Annotated in this window: 16 protein-coding genes and 1 pseudogene; 4 read left to right on the top strand and 13 right to left on the bottom strand. The window is 36.6% G+C overall.

The window, feature by feature from the left end; all coding sequences use genetic code 11:
- Positions 1 to 37: 37 nt before the first annotated feature.
- The 3 genes from BT156_RS07260 to BT156_RS07250 form a co-directional block, all read right to left on the bottom strand.
- Positions 38 to 256, bottom strand: coding sequence for a hypothetical protein (locus tag BT156_RS07260; RefSeq protein ID WP_072408668.1), 219 nt, complete (start codon positions 254 to 256; stop codon positions 38 to 40).
- A gap of 102 nt (positions 257 to 358) precedes the next feature.
- Positions 359 to 970 (bottom strand): alpha-ketoglutarate-dependent dioxygenase AlkB family protein, encoded by a 612-nt coding sequence (locus BT156_RS07255; protein ID WP_072408666.1) that lies wholly within the window; start codon positions 968 to 970, stop codon positions 359 to 361.
- Positions 971 to 1067: 97 nt separating this feature from the next.
- Complete coding sequence (locus BT156_RS07250) at positions 1068 to 1847, bottom strand: XRE family transcriptional regulator (protein WP_072408664.1); 780 nt, start codon at positions 1845 to 1847, stop codon at positions 1068 to 1070.
- A gap of 61 nt (positions 1848 to 1908) precedes the next feature.
- Between BT156_RS07250 and dinB the strand changes: the two genes are divergently transcribed.
- Both dinB and BT156_RS07240 read left to right on the top strand, forming a co-directional pair.
- Positions 1909 to 3051, top strand: a complete 1143-nt coding sequence (gene dinB, locus BT156_RS07245; protein ID WP_072408662.1) for a DNA polymerase IV — start codon at positions 1909 to 1911, stop codon at positions 3049 to 3051.
- Between the two features lie 9 nt (positions 3052 to 3060).
- Positions 3061 to 6135: a DNA polymerase III subunit alpha gene (locus BT156_RS07240; RefSeq protein WP_072408654.1), complete on the top strand. Its 3075-nt coding sequence runs from the start codon at positions 3061 to 3063 to the stop codon at positions 6133 to 6135.
- A 342-nt stretch (positions 6136 to 6477) separates the two neighbouring features.
- Here BT156_RS07240 and BT156_RS22040 read toward each other — a convergent pair whose 3' ends face one another.
- From BT156_RS22040 to BT156_RS07195, 10 genes are all read right to left on the bottom strand, one after another.
- Positions 6478 to 6621, bottom strand: coding sequence for a hypothetical protein (locus BT156_RS22040; RefSeq protein WP_164463424.1), 144 nt, complete (start codon positions 6619 to 6621; stop codon positions 6478 to 6480).
- Positions 6622 to 6759: 138 nt separating this feature from the next.
- Positions 6760 to 7386, bottom strand: coding sequence for a TetR/AcrR family transcriptional regulator (locus tag BT156_RS07235; RefSeq protein WP_072408653.1), 627 nt, complete (start codon positions 7384 to 7386; stop codon positions 6760 to 6762).
- Positions 7387 to 7456: 70 nt separating this feature from the next.
- Positions 7457 to 8707: a chloride channel protein gene (locus BT156_RS07230; protein ID WP_072408652.1), complete on the bottom strand. Its 1251-nt coding sequence runs from the start codon at positions 8705 to 8707 to the stop codon at positions 7457 to 7459.
- 55 nt (positions 8708 to 8762) lie between these two features.
- Positions 8763 to 9125 (bottom strand): DUF488 domain-containing protein, encoded by a 363-nt coding sequence (locus tag BT156_RS07225; RefSeq protein ID WP_072408651.1) that lies wholly within the window; start codon positions 9123 to 9125, stop codon positions 8763 to 8765.
- A 76-nt stretch (positions 9126 to 9201) separates the two neighbouring features.
- Positions 9202 to 9603, bottom strand: a complete 402-nt coding sequence (locus BT156_RS07220; protein WP_072408650.1) for a cytochrome C — start codon at positions 9601 to 9603, stop codon at positions 9202 to 9204.
- A gap of 12 nt (positions 9604 to 9615) precedes the next feature.
- Positions 9616 to 9876: a hypothetical protein gene (locus BT156_RS07215; RefSeq protein WP_072408649.1), complete on the bottom strand. Its 261-nt coding sequence runs from the start codon at positions 9874 to 9876 to the stop codon at positions 9616 to 9618.
- Between the two features lies 1 nt (position 9877).
- Positions 9878 to 10867: a cbb3-type cytochrome c oxidase subunit II gene (locus tag BT156_RS07210; protein ID WP_072408647.1), complete on the bottom strand. Its 990-nt coding sequence runs from the start codon at positions 10865 to 10867 to the stop codon at positions 9878 to 9880.
- Positions 10867 to 12600 carry a cbb3-type cytochrome c oxidase subunit I gene (locus BT156_RS07205; RefSeq protein WP_072408646.1) on the bottom strand — a complete coding sequence of 578 codons (1734 nt, stop codon included), beginning with the start codon at positions 12598 to 12600 and terminating at the stop codon, positions 10867 to 10869. The genes BT156_RS07210 and BT156_RS07205 overlap by 1 nt, the downstream gene beginning before the upstream one ends.
- Before the next feature lie 97 nt (positions 12601 to 12697).
- Positions 12698 to 13297 carry a Crp/Fnr family transcriptional regulator gene (locus BT156_RS07200; protein ID WP_072408644.1) on the bottom strand — a complete coding sequence of 200 codons (600 nt, stop codon included), beginning with the start codon at positions 13295 to 13297 and terminating at the stop codon, positions 12698 to 12700.
- 33 nt (positions 13298 to 13330) lie between these two features.
- Positions 13331 to 14215 carry an AraC family transcriptional regulator gene (locus BT156_RS07195; protein ID WP_072408643.1) on the bottom strand — a complete coding sequence of 295 codons (885 nt, stop codon included), beginning with the start codon at positions 14213 to 14215 and terminating at the stop codon, positions 13331 to 13333.
- A 98-nt stretch (positions 14216 to 14313) separates the two neighbouring features.
- Between BT156_RS07195 and ccoN the strand changes: the two are divergent.
- Together ccoN and ccoG are read left to right on the top strand one after the other, a co-directional pair.
- Positions 14314 to 16575: pseudogene (ccoN, locus tag BT156_RS07190) on the top strand (cytochrome-c oxidase, cbb3-type subunit I).
- Positions 16576 to 16780: 205 nt separating this feature from the next.
- A complete protein-coding gene (gene ccoG / locus BT156_RS07185; protein ID WP_072408636.1) occupies positions 16781 to 18238 on the top strand; it encodes a cytochrome c oxidase accessory protein CcoG in 1458 nt (485 codons plus the stop codon).
- Positions 18239 to 18249: the final 11 nt, after the last annotated feature.

Below are 18249 nucleotides of genomic sequence, written 5' to 3'. Positions count from 1 at the left end.
CATTCGATTTAGAAGAGAGTCCTCATACAGACTTACCTTACTTTCCATGTACTCCATTGCCGGGAAAGGCGCTTAAGCCAGCAATTTTATTGCTATCGATATTGTAAACGATCTCCACGGAAAATGAGGATAGCTCATATACCACAAACCTCAGATTGTTTTTGATCGTTTCATCAATTATTTTTCCCTCAGCCATCACAAGCTCGATCTGAGATTCCTTAGGTAAATTGTTAAAATCGTAATATGAAATAGACATATGGTCAGTTTTAATTTGATGTTTGCTGATCTTGTTTAGTACATCTCTGCAAACCTGATATTTGTAGTAATGTTCTGCGGACTCGATCCGATTTATTAAAAATTACAACGCATTGATGAGCCTGAATGTGAGGTTGATCCTGGGCATCATTGGCTTTGTGGATTTGGCGATCCGATGCTCCCAATTCTCCTGCAGGTCGCCTTTCATAATGAGCAATGAACCGTTCGGAAGCGGCAGGCTGTATTTGCTTTGATGATGATCTTTTTTTCTGAAATCAAAGTTTCTGGACTGTCCAAGACTGATAGATGCAATAACAGGTCTCTTTCCATATCTGCTTTCCTTGTCTCGATGCCATGCTACTGAATCATTTTGGTCACGGTAGAGATTTAATAGGACACCATTGAACCAATAACCAAATTCTTTTTCTATTCTTTCTTTTAAGTTTAGCAACTGCGGAGTCCATGGATTCCTATTGGAAGTATTACTGTCAGCTGATTTATTATATTTTAAATCAACATACCAGGCGGTTAAACGTGGTGTTATGACAGTCTTATCATACATTTTCTGTGTGCGCTGTTCCCATGGGGCGGTTTGAAGCAGATTTTCTTTTAATTGATCTGCCTCTTCCCTGCTCAGAAAATTTTCCCTGTATTCTAAAAGGTCTTTTGGAAACTGATAAAACTCTTCGGCATCAAATAAACTTAGCTGACTCATTGTAATTTCTTATAAAATAATTATCTTTACACTGTTCCATTTATGGGATATTTTTTTTCATCATTTGTGTTTTTAACTTCTCTTCGGAGAAGTTTTTTTATGGATTAAATTTCAAAATTCCATTTTCTAAATTACTGATACTTCGTTTCGCTTCCTCAACTAAATTTTTCAAATTGGCTTCATCAGGTAGGGCGTACGGTTTATAGTCTTGCGGTAAAATTCCTCGTACATAACGCCATACTTCTTTAATCTCTTCCAATGAAATGGTATAGGGTTCATAAAATGAATTATCAGCGGATACAATAATAAAATTTTTGTTCTTTTTCATAAAGGTCTTGTAAGTAATTCCTTCATTGGTCACAAAAATGTATTCCTTATTTGATTTCAGGTCTTCCAGTTTTTCTACATACTCTCCTATAATAATGGATTGGTCTGCAAAGGGCGGCATCGAATCACCATCCGCTAAAAAAGCTCTGTATTTTCCATTTTTTAAAAAAGGCAACTGCATTTTTTGAAGACTTTCAATAAATTCAGGATCACTAAATCCTTTCAAATAGCCCATTGAAGCTTTTTGTGGTACGATTTCAATGAAATTGTTACCTTCTGAATCTACTACTACGGGAAGTAATATTTTATTCCCGGACAGATTGACCATTTTATCCAAAGGATACTTTCTTATATCAACGGTGACCAGAAGGTCAATACTGATGTTGTAGTATTTGGATATCCTGACCAATACTTCAATAGGTGGTTCTGCATTCCCATATTCGTAGGAAACATATCTTGATCTGGTAAGGATGAGTTCATCTGCCAGTTTATGCTGGGTCAGATTTTTTTGACCTCTCAAAAACACGATGTTATCTGCAAATATTGACATTGTCATAATTTATGACAACAAATATACACATTTTGTTTAAAAACATGACTAAGTTTGTACCATGGAAAGAGCAATTGCACATATGGACCTGGATACTTTTTTTGTCTCCTGTGAACGGCTAAAAAACTCTGTGTTGGAGAAACAGCCCGTAATCATTGGAGGTGGTGACCGTGGTGTGGTAGCATCGTGTTCCTATGAGACCAGAGAATTCGGTGTCCGTTCGGCAATGCCTATCAAGATGGCATTGCGATTATGCCCGGAGGCCAAGGTTATCAAAGGAGATATGGAGTATTATTCCAATATGTCTCATTTGGTGACCGAAGTGATTCAGGAAAAAGTACCGGTACTAGAAAAAGACAGCATCGACGAATTCTATCTGGATCTGTCAGGAATGGACAAGTTCTTTGGATGTTACCAATGCACGAATGACATTGCAGATGCCGTGATGAAAAATACAGGTCTGCCAATCAGTTTTGCCCTTTCCACCAATAAGACAGTATCCAAAATTGGAACCGGTGAATCCAAACCTATTGGGAAACTGGAGGTCAAGGCAATGGATGTCCAACCATTTTTAAATCCATTGTCGATAAAGAAAATCCCGATGGTCGGGCCTGAGACCTTTCAGCTTTTCTCAAGATTAGGGGTGAAGACCATAAAGACCCTTTCTGAAATGCCGGTCGATGTATTGCAGGAGCTGGTCGGAAAAAACGGCACTATGCTTTGGAAGAAAGCAAACGGTATTGATGAAACACCGGTTGTTCCCTATTCCGAAAGAAAATCCATCTCTACGGAGAATACATTTTCCCAGGATACCATCGATATTCAGAACATCAGAAGTGTTTTGTCTGGGATGGTTGAAAAGCTATGTTATCAGCTCAGGCACGAAAAATGGCTGACCTCAACGGTTTCCGTTAAAATCAGGTACGCTAATTTTGATACGGAGACCAAACAGTGCAGGCTTCCTTACACATCGGCAGACCATACATTGCTACGGTATGTTTTGGAACTATTCAACAAAGTCTACACAAGGAGAATGAGGATCCGTTTGATCGGGGTCAGGTTTACCGGTTTGGTTCATGGTCTGCACCAGATGGATCTTTTTGAAGATACAGAAGAACTGATTTCTTTATATCAGACCATGGATCATCTGAAAGACAGATTCGGTTCATCCAGTGTTGTCAGAGCATCGGGTCTATTACTTTAATATTTTATTATGTTTCTCAACTGCCATACTTATCACAGCCTGCGTTACGGGACCATCTCTGTTGAAGATCTGGTTCAACAGGCTGTTGACCATCAATTAAAGGTCTTGGCATTGACCGACATCAATACGGTTACGGGTATCTACCAGTTTTATAAGCTTTGTCAGGAAAAAGGGATCAAACCGATTGTTGGGATCGATGTCCAGGTTGATAATGAGCAGTACTATATATGCCTGGCTAAAAACCCAAAGGGCATTGCAGAGGTCAACAGGCTTTTGACCCGTTATAACTGTGAAGGAATTGAGATCCCCAGAACTAATCCTGTATTGGAAAATACCTTTGTGATCTATCCTCTACACAATATGCCCGAAAAACTTTTGCCACATGAATTTATCGGAATCAGACAGGATGAGATAAACTTATTGTTTAATCCTGAATTGAAAGCATTATCGCATAAAATGGTCATCCTTCATCCGGTAACCTTTAAGACAGATGAAGAATTTGAACTGCATAAGGTCCTGAGGGCAATAGCAGGCAACATCTTATTTACTAAATTGGACGAAAATGACCATTGTAAGAACAATGAAACATTTATAGGTAAAAGACAACTGTTGGAGAAGTATTTCCCATATCCAGAGATCATTGAAAATACAAAGTGCATTGTAGATGAGTGCAGTTTTGAATTTGACTTTAAAACACCGAAAAATAAAAAGCATTATACCGAAAATAAAGAAAATGATTTTAAGTTACTGAAAAAATTAGCCTATGAAGGTCTAAGTAAAAAATATCCAATTGATAACCAGGAAGCAAAGGCAAGAGTAGACAAAGAGCTGGGTGTTATCAATGAACTCAATTTCTGTGGTTATTTTTTAATTACCTGGGACATTGTCCAGTATAGCAATAGAATGGATTTTATGCATGTAGGCCGGGGAAGTGGTGCCAACTCTATTGTCAGTTATTGTATCGGAATCACGGATATATGTCCTTTGGAACTTGATCTTTATTTTGAAAGATTTTTGAATCTCAATCGGAAAACGCCTCCTGACTTTGACATCGACTGGAGTTGGAAGAACCGGGATACCATATTGGAATATATATTTAATAAATATGGAAAGGATCATGTGGCCTTTTGCGGAACCAACGTCGAATTTAAAAGCAGGTCAAGGTTCAGGGAGCTTGGAAAAGTATTCGGACTGCCTAAGGATGAACTGGATCAGCTTTCTAAAAGACCGAGAGATCAGCATGATCAGAACTCCATTGTCCAGGAGATCTATAAGTATGAAAATTTATTGATAGGTTTCCCTAATCAAAGAAGTATGCATTCCTGTGGAATCCTGATTTCTGAAGAACCGATCACCAATTATTCTGCTTTAGAATTCCCCCCAAAGGAATTTCCTATTGTACAGTTTGATATGCATACCGCAGAGGAGATCGGTCTTGAAAAATTTGACATCCTTTCACAAAGAGGATTGGGAACCATAAAAGATACGGTCAGACTGATCGAAGAAAAAAGAGGAATCACTGTCGACATTGAGGATACAAGGATCTCAAAAAATGAGACCAAGTGCAACGAGTATCTGAGTATCGGAAATACGATTGGCTGTTTCTATATTGAATCTCCTGCAATGCGGGGCTTATTGAGAAGATTGAAGTGTGAGAATTATAAGGTTTTGGTAGCCGCCTCATCCATTATTCGCCCCGGTGTGGCGCAAAGCGGAATGATGCGGGAGTATATATTCCGGCACAATCATCCAAACCAGTTTGAATACTTCCACGAAGTCTTTGAGAAAGAACTCGGTGAGACCTATGGAATCATGGTGTATCAGGAGGATGTGATAAAAATTGCCATGCATTTCGGTGGTGTTTCTGCCGAAAACGGTGATGTCTTAAGAAGAGCCATGAGCGGCAAGGGACGTTCATTATCAGCCTTACAGAAATTAAAAGATGATTTTTTTGAATCCTGTAAGAAGAAAGGACACCCCGAACAGTTATCTCAGGAAGTCTATCGTCAAATCGAATCCTTTGCAGGCTATTCTTTTTGTAAAGCTCACTCAGCTTCGTATGCGGTGGAAAGTTATCAGAGTCTCTATCTCAAAGCCTACTACCCTATCGAATTTATGGTCTCAGCCATCAATAACGGTGGTGGATTTTACAGAACGGAAGTATATGTTCACGAGGCAAAAATGGCAGGAGCGACCATTCATAATCCCTGCATCAACCTCAGCGAATTTCAGACGACCGTTTACGGTACTGACGTATATTTGGGTTTTATGCATATTGAAAAACTTGAAGCCTCGGTTAAACTATCTATTCCTGAAGAACGTAAAGAAAATGGAGATTACAAATCCTTAGAAGATTTTGTCAAAAGAGTCAATATCGGTATACAAACTTTACAGACTTTGATCTTTGTCGGAGCATTCAGGTTCACCGGAAAACAAAAACATGAATTATTAATAGAAGCGAGATTTCTTTTATCAAAGAATTACTACAAAACTAAAATTATATCGTTGTTTGATGAACCTCAGAAAGATTATGAATTGCCTGTTATTGAAAGAAATCCTTTTGAAGATGCTTTTGATGAAATCGAAATATTGGGTTTTCCAGTTTCTTATTCAATTTTTGACTTACTAAAAACTAAGTACAGAGGTCACGTATTGGTTAAGGACCTATTAAAATACCACAAAAAACAGGTTAAAATGCTCGCCTATCTGATCTCAAGAAAGCACGTTCCCATCAAAAAGAAAGATCATCCCGGCAAAAAAGATGATATGTACTTCGGAACCTGGATCGATGCTGAAGGACAGTATTTTGATACCGCCCATTTTCCCGATAGCCTCAGAAAGTTTCCTTTTAAAGAAGGAGGTATTTACCTTCTATTAGGTACGGTCGAGGTAGATTATCATTTCCCGACCATGACCATCACAAAAATGGCAAAAATGCCCTTAGTTCCTGATCCCCGTTATTCGATGGATAAGGATAAAGAGAGGGAAATAGAGAGCGGACTGCGGGAGGATGTAAGTGTTACATTTAGACAACCGTACCCGCAAGAACACGAGATTGTGCTGCCAAGAATTAGAATGATATGATTACATTAAGACTATTTGGATAAATTTTGTAGACTAGCATATAGTATTTGTATTCAAAGGATATTCTTTCTCCTACCATCATTACAGATGGAAAACCCAGACAATTATCTGTCAGTTTGAAGAATAGATAAACAAGTAACAATAATTGACAAAAATAGGTCCATTCATGTAAAACTGAATCCAGAAAACTAATTAAGCTTCATAACTCGGTTTAGACCAATGGCTTCGATTTCTTCCGCTTTTGTTATAACAATTTTGTGTTTTTTATTCGTTGTCAGTGCTGCAAATTCAACATTTATTTTGATGACATTAATGTCATCTATAACTCCATTATAGTAGTATTCAGCATCCGGCAACATATATAGCTTCTGTGTATTCTAAACTTATTGATCTTGTAAAACCTTTCTTATACATTTGTTTATGAAACGCAGTATAGGTTTCTGTTTCCGCATCAATCAATTCTACACGTACGATAAATTTAGCCATAAGTTATTGTTTTAATTTCTATGAATATAATATCAATTCCCGCTAAGAAAATCTTTTACTATTAAACTTCCATGGATGCAATTGACGCTCTGTTACTATCCGTAAGGTTCAAGGAAACTTACAACCTCTCAAACATGATTATCTTTGATGCGCAAAATCGGCAATATCAAGAATAGCTTTCTCAATTTTCATCCGTCCCTCCTTAGACTTTAAATTAATTCCACAAAAAGTAGTACTGTTATGTACAGTACAGAGATTAAGGTAATGAATTCCTGCCAACAGTATTGCTAATGTCGTTTTAAACTCTTCAGATTGCTGACTAAAATCCAATTCCTTAGCGCTACTTTTCAAACCTTGAAAAACTTTTTCACGCTGCTCAAATAAATTTTTGAGAACACTTCGTTTTTCCGAAATTTGCCAAATGATGATCTTTTGCAATTCTTTATTAGTTTTTAAACCTTCAAACTGGCTTAACAAAGCTATTTCTGCAGGTGTTTTTCCACTAGCTGAAAAATTAGCCTCAATTTGTTTCTCATCAATTTTACGCCAATAATCCTGCGATCTGATATACTCATCAATAAGTTTATCCGTACTACCAAAATAGGTATAAATTAACTTTTTATCAAAACCGGCAACAGCTGATATTTTACTAACCTTTAATCCTAAATAACCTTCGGTTTTTAAAATTTTACCAACTGCGTTCATTAATTTTTGTTTGGTTCTTTCTTTATCCCTGATAGGGCCCTGTACAACTTTTCTTGGCATTGTTTATTATTTAAAATTGCGTAACCTATTATTTTATATTACTTCAAGTATATGTCGCCCCAGCGTATTCTTAACTTTTGATTTTATAAGTGTATACATTATAAGGGAAAATTTTCTTTGCTAAGCCTTTTGATATCCAACATCCTACTAATATTGGGAAGAATAATACATATCCATTTGGCACCAAATTGCAGACTAAAAAAAGAGCAGTAAATGGAGCGTAGATAGAAGCAGACAATGTGGCAGCTGCGCCCACTAAAACAAAATTCAAATAAATCAAAGAAGTTCCGAAGAGGGTATTACAGCAAAGAGCAAAAGCAAACCCTAGGAAAGCACCCGCGACAATACTTGGCGCAAAAACACCACCGTCTCCACCCGCTCCCAGTGTTAATGCTGCCGCTAACGGTTTTAAAAAAATTAAAACGAAGATCAATATGAAAGAATAACTTTGAGGATGATACAAAATTTCTGACAGTGAATGATAACTGTCCCCATATAGAAAAGGAAAACAGAATATCAAACCTCCAACGATTAAGCTTCCGAAATTTACTCTTAGAAAGTCATTTGATATTCCAGAAAAGAAATCCTTTATTTTAATAACTGAAATAGTAAAATAGACAGATAAACCACTACCCAAAATGCTCAACAATAAAAAAAAGGGGACTGCCGACCATCTCCATTCTGTGATCTCAAAAGGAAGTAATGGTTTGCTTTTTATGTAAAATAAAAACACCACAGAAATAAATGCTGATGCGGTACAGCTTATAAACAGGGTCTTAGTAAATTTTCTGGCAATCACTTCCATCGCGAAGAGCCAGCCTGCAATCGGACTTCCAAATAAAACAGCCACGCCCGCCACAACACCTGCACAAATAAGCTCCAGCTTATATATATTAGCAGAAAATTGTTTTTCATACGCTGCATTTCCAAGCGTTGCGGTCGCAACAACTGTAGAAACCTCAATTCCTGTTGAGCCACCGAAGATGACGGTCAAAAAGCCATTAAAATAATGTGATGGAATTTTGAATAGTGGCAAATGGTCTTTACGTTGGTCAACTGTTTTATAAATTTCTGTAATCCCTTTATTCTTCCTGTTCAAAAAAAGATATTTTCTTAAAAAATAAATTGCTGTGATCCCAATTGTTGGAAATAAAACAAAAAATAAAGCATTTTCTTTTTCTGCATAATGAAATATTAATTTTTGAAAATGTTCCGTAAAGAATTTTAATGAATACCCGAGAAAAGAAGCACAGATACTTATTAAAATTGAAACTAAAATGAGTCTGAAATAATGATGTCTTCGTACTTTCTTCCGTTGCATTAAGAAATTATTTTTTTTAGTATTTTAAGGTATTATGGGAAACTTTGAAAATAAATTACATTTTATTTTCTGTTTTCAATTTTTCCAGATATTCTTTCAAAATCTTTGCGTGGCAATGTTTCTCATCTTTTGCGGCATATAACAACGTAATAACTTCATGCTTTCTATTACGTTCTAAAAATTCTTTTACACTATCACTTTTTTGTAATTCTGTGATGTATTTCTGAGAAAAACTGACCCAAAGTTCAGGATCATGATTAAACCATTTGCGTAGCTTATCAGAAGGGGCAAGATCTTTATTCCATTCATTGATATGAGCATTTTCCTTTGACATTCCACGAGGCCAAAGTCGGTCTACCAACACCCGATAACCATCTGAGGATGGCTTTTCATAAATTCGCTTCATTTTAATTTTCATACAAAAAAAATTTTATACAAAAGTCGTTAAGAATAACTCTTAAGAACGTACATACCATTAAGCTAACAATAGTATTCTAAAGATTGAAATTCGTGACAATATAAAAAGCTGCCCAGGCTACGAATATCAGAGCAATTACCCACACCCAAACCGGTATCGTACGAGGATTTTCGCTTCCTTTGATAATGAAGCTTTGATTTCTTCCTGTATCATACGCGTTGACCATTAAAGGTATCGTGCCATTAACTACTTCATCATCAGAAAGTCCTTCTAAATGAATAATAGGGCCATTACGAACGATAAAAGGTATTATTTTTAGCCCCTCTTTCTGATCAAATTTACTAACAATTCTAAGGAGGTGTTTCCCATCGGCCAATTTTGTTGTATCAAGATTAAAAACTATCGGGGTCTGAAGTTCTGCAATGGGGTTCACTTCTTCATCGATGTATAAAAAAACAGTGGCGTTATGTTTTGACATTTTTTTGAAGCTTTAGAAATCCAATATTGTATTTTTGATATGTTTTCTGTTCTTTTCTCCCGGGATGACCAGAAACTTAAAAGAAAAAAATAAAGTCCCAAGTGTAATTATGCCAATACTTGATACAATTACCCAGTCCCAATTTGATTCGGGTCCAGTACCATGTGTTAGATCCTGCGTTATTTTAGGCTGTTGAAGTTTACAGGCGTCACATGCCTGAACATACCCGGCCCAAAATAAAAAAACAAAAAATCCTAATTTTATCTTTTTCATATTATTTTATTTTATCCATAATTACTTTCACTTCATCAGCCGTCACTTTTTTTCCGGTGTTCCCCCAGCTTGTTCTTTCATGATTAATGAGAGCAGCAACTTCTGCCGGTGAAAATCCTGCATTAGTTCCAACAGCAGGCATTGTAGCGTATTCAGGTCGGGGATCATAACCTTTCATTATAATAGTTACATATAATTCCAAATCATCACCTAAAACGACGGGGCTTCCTTTTAATGCTGGGAAAGCTCCCGGTAATCCCTCTCCGTTCGCCTGATGACAGCTCGCACAATTTGTAGTAAACAACGTTGTTCCATCAGGGAGATTATCGCCTTGAGAATTTCCGTCTGCTTTTTTTTCTACTTTATATAAAAATTCTCTGGTCGGTATACTTTTAGGAAGCTCAGTTTGTTTTAAGCTCAATAAATACGCAACCAAATCCTGAGCATCTTTTGAAGGGACGATTTTTCCCTTAATTCCTATTTTAAACTTATCCGGAACATTTACTTCAACATCACCTGTCTGCAATTCGTCTTTTATTAAAAACATCCATTGGTATGAAGGCATCACTGATTCAGGGACTACTGATCTCGGATTAAATAAATGCGAATATTGCCATTCTTTACTTGGTTGCCTGCTCCCAATATTGATAAGATCAGGACCTGTCCTTTCAGTTCCCATTAAAGTGGCGGTGTTCTGGAAAAGATTCAACCTTCTATTTCTGGCGTAATCGATGGCAAGACTAGGTCTGCCTCCAAAAACCTGATCCATATCAACATTTCTAACCTGCTGCGTATGACAACCTACGCAACCTTCCCGGATATAAATTTCCTTTCCGTGACTTTCTTCCTCTGTCAGTGCTTTACTTCCAGGTAATGGTTTGTATACTTTCTGATTGTTTAATGCCGGCAAAATACAGATAACCAATGTAAGAAAAAGGAAAAAAGCTAATGCCGATGAAAAAAGTTTTTTATGATCGCTAAAAAAATCCATTATGACCTTTGTTGTTTTGTGTGAACTATTTCTAAAATCTCTTGTGGGGTATGAGGAAGACGTATCTCTTTTCTCGGTTTAATCATTCTATAAAAATTATATGCGAAAACGATATGCGAGATCCACATCATAGTTCCTCCAATTGCTCTCCACAACCAAAAAGGCATCATTTTTACCACTCCTTCTATAAAAGGTTTTTTCTCCATCCACATCATTCCTTTTTCGGTAGAGCCAATCATCAAAGAAACAGTATATACCAAAACTCCAATTAATGCCAACCAAAAATGTAATCCTACAGTAATACTTGGCGGTTCATATGAAGTGAGTCTCGGAACCAAGGTATAAGTAAAAGACCATAGCATGAAGGTAATGATCCCATACATCGTTAAATGTGAGTGAGCCACCGTAAAGTCAGTAAAATGCCACAGTAGGTTTGTTGCCCTGAAAGCTTCTGCCGTTCCCTGCATCGAGCCCGTAAAATAAAAGAGAATAGAAACTACGTAAAAAGGCAGTACATAACTCAGTTTCAGACGATGCCAGGATCCGCGAATGGTCATCATGAAATTAATGCTGCCTGCTGCAACAGGGATCACCATTCCAACACTGGCAACAATAGCAATGGTCTGCATCCACCAGGGAATAGCACTGAAAATAAAATGATGCGTTCCAATAAGAGTATAAAACAAAATCTGCGTCCAAAATGCAAGTATGCTCAGACTATACGAATATACCGGACTATTAAGTTCCTGAGGAAGAAAATAATACATTAATCCTAAATTGAAGAACATGAACCACATTCCCACACCCTGATGCATAAAATAACCCTGAGTAATTGTTTCTCCCAAACCGTCCTGCCAAAAAGGAAGATAGGCAACGATCAGGATAACCACCACAAACATCATTGCCGAAACAATATACCAATTTGAAACATAGATTTCTTCTGTCTTACGGAATGCGATGGTATTGATATGATTATAAATACTAATAATAATTCCCACTGCGAAAAGCAGCATGACCGGCCAAATGTATTCTCTGTATTCGCCTCCACTGTTGTTAATCCCCGCCATTAAACAAATACTGCCTAATAAAACAGCTGAATTCATTAATATCAATGTTATGTAACCGATCTTAAGGTTGAAAACTTTCGTATTCCCCACCCGTGGTATAACGTAATACGAAAAGCCAACCATCGCCATAGATGCCCAGCCCCAGAAAACTATATTTGTATGGACCGGTCTAAGTCTTCCAAAGCTTAACCAGCTGATATGATCAGCATCAGGCGCAACAAATTTAATTCCTAGATACTCGCCGACCGTGGTACCTGCAAAGAGCCAGAATACGCTACAACCCAAAAACCAAAGGATCAGCTTTTTTTCATCATTTGGAATAATGATGTTTCTACCCTCCTCTCTTTTAGATTGCAGGAAACGAATGTCGTGCACTTCATTTGCCTCATCGATCAGCCCCCGAGGATCTCTTACCTCTTTATTTTCCGAAAGCTCATTTCCGGAAAGCTGAAATTCAAGTTCTTTTCTCCGTTCTTCCAAAGCGGAGATTTCCCCCGGCTGCAGCCTGCTAAGATGTTCGTATATTCTTTTTAGCTCACTTTTTTTAATTGTATCAGAAATCATCCGGTTTACCCTTATTAAAATTAGAATAAGTGCAAAAATCACAGGAATCAAGAAAAGGACAATAGTGATTTGTAAACCAGGCTCATTGAGAAGTTCATCCATCGTATTAATTTTAGAAAAAATTATTTTTTTGTTTCTCCTAAATTACAATGAGCGAAAATCCTCATGATACGATCTCAATCATACTCAATTTCGGCATTTAATAGTATATTAGATGATTTTTTATAGTCAGCAAATGATTTCTTTCCATCAACTTAATAGTTCGGATAACAGTTTCCACTCGTAAACCTGTTAGATCCGCCATTTGCTGACGCGTTAAGGGAACCAAATATTCTTTATTCGACTTCTTGTGTACATTGTGCATATTTTTGAAATAATCCATTAAAGCTTTAAGCCTTACAGTCGGATCTTTAGAAAAAACATGCTGAGACATCAGCATTTTGTAGTGTAACCTTCGGGATAAACCTGTACTGACGTCTATTGCACATTCTGGATTATCCTTTAGTAAATCAAAAAAATCTTTAGCGGAAATCTCTATAATACTACATTCAGTTAAAGCTACTGCATTGGTAGGATATCTTTCATTTATAAAAAGTAAGGCATCACCAAAGCTTTGAGGTGCCTCAAATATATTCTGGATAAATTCTTTACCGTCTTCACAATAATTGTTTAATTTGATTTTTCCCGAAATAATCTGGAAATAATTTTTGCAAATTGTGTTTTCCTCATAGATAAAATCTCCAACATCGTAATGTTTTGTACTATAATTATATTTTTTTAAATGCTTTTCAGGAATCATTCTGATATATATAATTGTTAATAATGAATAAGTTTAATACTTAATGTAATATTGTTTTCGAAATGCATCAGGCGTAAATGATGTATACTTTTTAAAAAATTTCACGAAATATGACGGATCGGAATAATTTAACGTTTCAGCAATACTTGCAATGGATAAATCAAAATTAACCAAGAGCCTTTTAGCTTCTAAGATGATCCTTTTTCTGATAATTTCTCCTGCCGATAAATTGATCTGCTGTTTGCATATGAAGTTCAATTGGTTAGGAGTAACATTCAGAAAAGCCGCATACTCTTTGGGCAATTTATATTGATGAAAATTAACTTCTACAATTTCGATAAACTGCTTTAATATCAAAGAATTATAATTGGTGTCTGTAAAAACGGTTTCAGTGGTAATTTCTTTACATGCCAGTGCACAAATTTGTAGTACCAATGACGCAATCATTACTTGTGACCAAGGTTGAATGTCAGCCATTTCTGAAATAATTTCCTCAAAACAAAGCTTAATTCTTTTCTGGTTCTGTGCGGAAATTTTGACCATTTGGTCGCTTCCGAATAAATTGAAAAAAGGAAACTGATCAATCAATGATGAATTTATCTTCAGCTGGTCAAAAAAAGTAGTTGAAAAATTGATTACATAACCCTCCGTATTTTCGTCTAATCGCCAGCTGTGAACCTGATCCGGACGCATAAAAAATATTTTATTAGGAATAACATCGTACGAATTGAAATCTATTAAATTTTCACCGCATCCTTTTTCAAAATAGGTAACATGGTAGAAAGAATGCCGATGTACCTTCTCTGTGCCGGGATTCCGCTTTAAGAATTCTGAAAACTTATCAACCGTAAACATTTCACTAATAGAATTACATGTCGACAGACCTCCTATCTTAAACGTTGGATAAACCTCCTTCATAGCTTAGTTATTATAATAATTCAACGATCATAAATATAGCTATTTTTTCGATGATTAACACCATAAATAATTGATAATGCTATGCTACTTTTGGCATAATGAATACACAGAAATTTAACTATGACAATACCATAGTACGTGCCTTTTTGTATGCAACAATAGTTTTTGGACTGATCGGATTCCTGTTTGGTCTCACTGCGGCTCTGCTGTTATTCTATCCAGAGCTGCCGGAATTCATTTTTGGAACTGATGACGAGTCAATAAAAATTTTAAGAAACGGAGGGATACAAGCGTTAATAGATACCAACGGAGCATTCGGTTTCGGCAGAATAAGAATGCTACATACCAATACTGTAATTTTCGCTTTTGTCTGCAACAGCGTTTTTGTCGGAGTATATTACTCCGTACCAAGACTCTTAAAAACAGAAATGTTTAGCAAAACATTAAGCTGGATTCATTTCTGGACTTGGCAATTAATGGTTGTAATAACCTTTATAACTTTCTTTATGGGCATCAATACATCTAAGGAATATGCTGAACATGAATGGCCAATCGATATACTTCTTACGTTTTCATGGGTGATTTTTGGAATGAATATGTTCGGAACTATTGCGAGAAGAAGAGTGAGACATCTATATGTTGCGATTTGGTTTTATTTAGGAACATGGATAGCCGTAGCGATGCTTTATATATTCAATAACCTTGAAGTCCCCTTGTCCTTTACAGGATGGAAGTCGTATTCTGCTTATTCAGGAGTTAAAGATGCCATCGTACAATGGTGGTATGGTCACAATGCGGTAGCATTTATTTTAACTACCCCAATTTTGGGTTTAATGTATTATTTTTTACCAAAGGCCGCTGAACGTCCGGTTTTCTCATACAAACTTTCAATTATTCATTTTTGGTCATTAATATTTGTGTACATATGGGCAGGGCCGCATCATCTTCAATATACCGCAATACCTGCATGGGCACAGGCTGTAGGAACTGGTTTTTCAATTATGCTGATAGCACCATCATGGGGAGGAATGCTGAATGGATTGCTCACATTGAGAGGATCTTGGGACAAAGTTAGAGAAAATCCAGTTTTAAAATTCTTCGTTGTTGCAGTAACTTGTTATGGTATGGCAACGTTTGAAGGACCTCTTTTAGCAACAAAAAACATTAATAAAATTGGCCACTTTACAGACTGGGTGATAGGTCATGTTCATCTCGGAGCATTAGGCTGGAATGGCTTTATGGCTTTTGGTATGATTTATTATCTGATCCCCATCTTATGGAGAACAAAAATATGGTCGGTCAAGATGGCAAACTGGCATTTTTGGCTAGGCACTTTTGGAATTATCTTCTATGCGGTTCCAATGTACATTTCAGGATTTACACAAGGATTAATGTGGAAACAGTTTAATCCCGACGGAACATTATTGTGGAAAAACTGGCTGGATACGGTAACTGCAATTATCCCATATTTTAAAATGAGATTTTTAGGTGGCTTGTTTTATTTTTCAGGTGCTGTCTTAATGGTTATTAACTTGGTTGCTACGGTCAGAAAGGGTTCTTTTCAAAGAGAAGTGCCGGCCGAAGCTCCGGCTTTGGCAAATATCAGCAATAAAAGAAAAGAAGGTGAAGGACTGCACCTTTGGCTGGAAAGACTGCCCGTTTTACTTACCGTATTATCTTTCATTGCGGTATCAATTGGTGGAGCTGTGGAAATAATACCAACTTTAATGCTCAAAGAAAATGTACCTACCATTACCTCCGTAAAACCGTATTCTCCATTAGAATTGGAAGGCAGGGATTTATACATCCGTGAAGGTTGCAATGCCTGCCATTCGCAAGTTGTAAGACCCTTTAGAGACGAGATTGTAAGATTCAACGGCAAAAACGGGCAATACTCGAAGGCAGGAGAATTCGTGTATGACAGGCCGTTCTTATGAGGTTCAAAAAGAACAGGTCCCGATTTACACCGGGAAGGTGGTAAAAACCCAAGTTCATGGCACTATAAACACATGTACAATCCCAGATCTACATCTGCAGGATCTATTATGCCCCGCTATCCATGGTTAATAGCCAATAATCTGGATCGCTCCCAAATGATCGATAAGCTTAAGTTCATGAAAAATACTTTTGACGTGCCATATACAAAAGTACAGATTGATACTGCAGATAAATGGGCTGATAACCAGGCAGCGAAAATTGTAAAAGATATCTTTATAGAAGCGTCTGACCTTAAGGAAGCTTATGCAAAAAGACCTCAGGGAGAATTAGAGAAAAAAGAAATTATTGCGCTTATTGCTTATCTTCAGAGATTAGGCATAGATATCAAAACAACTGATATAAAAACAGCTGATAATAATTAAAATACAAGGTGAAATAACTTCCTAAAATTTAAGATCATTTTTTTAAAATTCATGATGCAATATTCTTCGAAACATTACAGATGATCATTTTCCGGTCATTTTATCAGTCGCGTATTTCTGTTACCCAAGTCCAGCGAAATTCGACCATGGAAAAAATGAACGCTTTCTTTCAAAAATAAAATCATTAAAATTATAATAAAACTGAATGTCAGAGATAGATCAACAAACCGTGCGCGGCGGCCAAGCTCAGGTTGTAGAACCAGAATCTTATAGAGATTCCATAGGAACAATGGATCAAACCGGTAAGAGAAAATGGGTTTTCCCAAAAAAGCCAAAAGGCAAATACACCAACTATAGAGAGCTTGTAAGCTATATTCTATTGATTATATATTTTGCAATACCGTTTATTAAAATTAACAGAAATCCTGTCTTTTTATTGAACGTCATTGACGGAGAATATTTTATTATGGGACAGCCTTTCTATCCTCAGGACTTCTTTATCCTTACCTTAGGTGCCATTGCTTCTCTGATTTTTATTATTGTTTTTACCATCGCATTCGGTAGGATTTTTTGTGGATGGATTTGCCCGCAGACAATTTTTATGGAATCCATTTTTCGGAAAATAGAGTTTTGGATCGAAGGTGATCGCAATAAACAGATGAGACTGGACCGGCAGGAATGGAATACTGAAAAAATTTGGAAAAGAAGTTTAAAATGGTCTGTTTACATCGTTATTTCACTCTTTATCACCCACATTATGTTTATGTATATCGTCGGTTATGAGGATGTGCTCCAAATAATATCAGGCGGGCCATTTGCCAATATTACTAGTTTTATTGTCATGATTCTTTTTACAGCAACTTTTTATTTTGTATTTGCGTGGTTTAGAGAACAGGTTTGCACTTTGGTATGTCCATACGGAAGATTACAGGGAGTCCTGATTGATAAAGAAACCATCAACGTTTTTTACGATTTTAAGAGAGGAGAAACACGTTCCAAATGGAGAAATGGTGAAGACAGGAAAAGTACCGGAAAAGGTGACTGTATTGATTGCTATCAGTGCGTCGCTGTTTGTCCAACCGGTATTGATATTAGAGACGGCCAGCAGTTGGAATGCATAAATTGTACGGCGTGTATTGATGCGTGTGATGAAGTAATGGAGAAAGTTGGCTTGCCTAAAGGCTTAATAAGATACGCTTCAGAAAGAGAGATTGAAACAGGCAGCCCGTATAAATTTACAGGCAGGATGAAAGGCTTCGCAGTAATTCTGGTCTTATTGCTAGGGTTTCAAGGATTTCTTCTTTCCAGCCGTGAAGAGATGGAGGCAAAATTTATCAAGCCGGCAGGTAGCACATTCTTCGTAAGAGATGGTAAGATTATCAATACATATAATTACACGTTCCTCAATAAAACCAATAGTAAAAAAGTTGTCACTATAAAAGTAATCGAACCGAGAAATGCTGAAATTGGTTATAGTGCTTCTGATAAAATAACTGTCGATCGTGATAAAATATCAAAAGGTACTATAAACATAAGTTTTCCAGAATCACAGATGAATCTTTCCAAACAAAATATTACCATAGGCATATATGATAATAAAAATAATTTAATAGATTCTTATGAGACTTATTTTGAGGGACCTTTCAAATTACAGATCCAATAAGAGAAGCTAAA

The organism is Chryseobacterium limigenitum, assembly GCF_900114875.1.
Lineage (GTDB): Bacteria > Bacteroidota > Bacteroidia > Flavobacteriales > Weeksellaceae > Chryseobacterium > Chryseobacterium limigenitum.
The sequence above is the reverse complement of the archived record's forward strand: the minus strand, read 5'-3'. Positions and strand labels throughout refer to the sequence as shown.

Bases quoted from the DNA above. Each gene is read 5' to 3' on its own strand.
- BT156_RS07260 (WP_072408668.1), bottom strand. From the start codon at position 256: ATGTCTATTTCATATTACGATTTTAACAATTTACCTAAGGAATCTCAG.
- BT156_RS07255 (WP_072408666.1), bottom strand. From the start codon at position 970: ATGAGTCAGCTAAGTTTATTTGATGCCGAAGAGTTTTATCAGTTTCCA.
- BT156_RS07250 (WP_072408664.1), bottom strand. From the start codon at position 1,847: ATGTCAATATTTGCAGATAACATCGTGTTTTTGAGAGGTCAAAAAAAT.
- dinB (WP_072408662.1), top strand. From the start codon at position 1,909: ATGGAAAGAGCAATTGCACATATGGACCTGGATACTTTTTTTGTCTCC.
- BT156_RS07240 (WP_072408654.1), top strand. From the start codon at position 3,061: ATGTTTCTCAACTGCCATACTTATCACAGCCTGCGTTACGGGACCATC.
- BT156_RS22040 (WP_164463424.1), bottom strand. From the start codon at position 6,621: ATGGCTAAATTTATCGTACGTGTAGAATTGATTGATGCGGAAACAGAA.
- BT156_RS07235 (WP_072408653.1), bottom strand. From the start codon at position 7,386: ATGCCAAGAAAAGTTGTACAGGGCCCTATCAGGGATAAAGAAAGAACC.
- BT156_RS07230 (WP_072408652.1), bottom strand. From the start codon at position 8,707: ATGCAACGGAAGAAAGTACGAAGACATCATTATTTCAGACTCATTTTA.
- BT156_RS07225 (WP_072408651.1), bottom strand. From the start codon at position 9,125: ATGAAAATTAAAATGAAGCGAATTTATGAAAAGCCATCCTCAGATGGT.
- BT156_RS07220 (WP_072408650.1), bottom strand. From the start codon at position 9,603: ATGTCAAAACATAACGCCACTGTTTTTTTATACATCGATGAAGAAGTG.
- BT156_RS07215 (WP_072408649.1), bottom strand. From the start codon at position 9,876: ATGAAAAAGATAAAATTAGGATTTTTTGTTTTTTTATTTTGGGCCGGG.
- BT156_RS07210 (WP_072408647.1), bottom strand. From the start codon at position 10,867: ATGGATTTTTTTAGCGATCATAAAAAACTTTTTTCATCGGCATTAGCT.
- BT156_RS07205 (WP_072408646.1), bottom strand. From the start codon at position 12,600: ATGGATGAACTTCTCAATGAGCCTGGTTTACAAATCACTATTGTCCTT.
- BT156_RS07200 (WP_072408644.1), bottom strand. From the start codon at position 13,297: ATGATTCCTGAAAAGCATTTAAAAAAATATAATTATAGTACAAAACAT.
- BT156_RS07195 (WP_072408643.1), bottom strand. From the start codon at position 14,215: ATGAAGGAGGTTTATCCAACGTTTAAGATAGGAGGTCTGTCGACATGT.
- ccoG (WP_072408636.1), top strand. From the start codon at position 16,781: ATGTCAGAGATAGATCAACAAACCGTGCGCGGCGGCCAAGCTCAGGTT.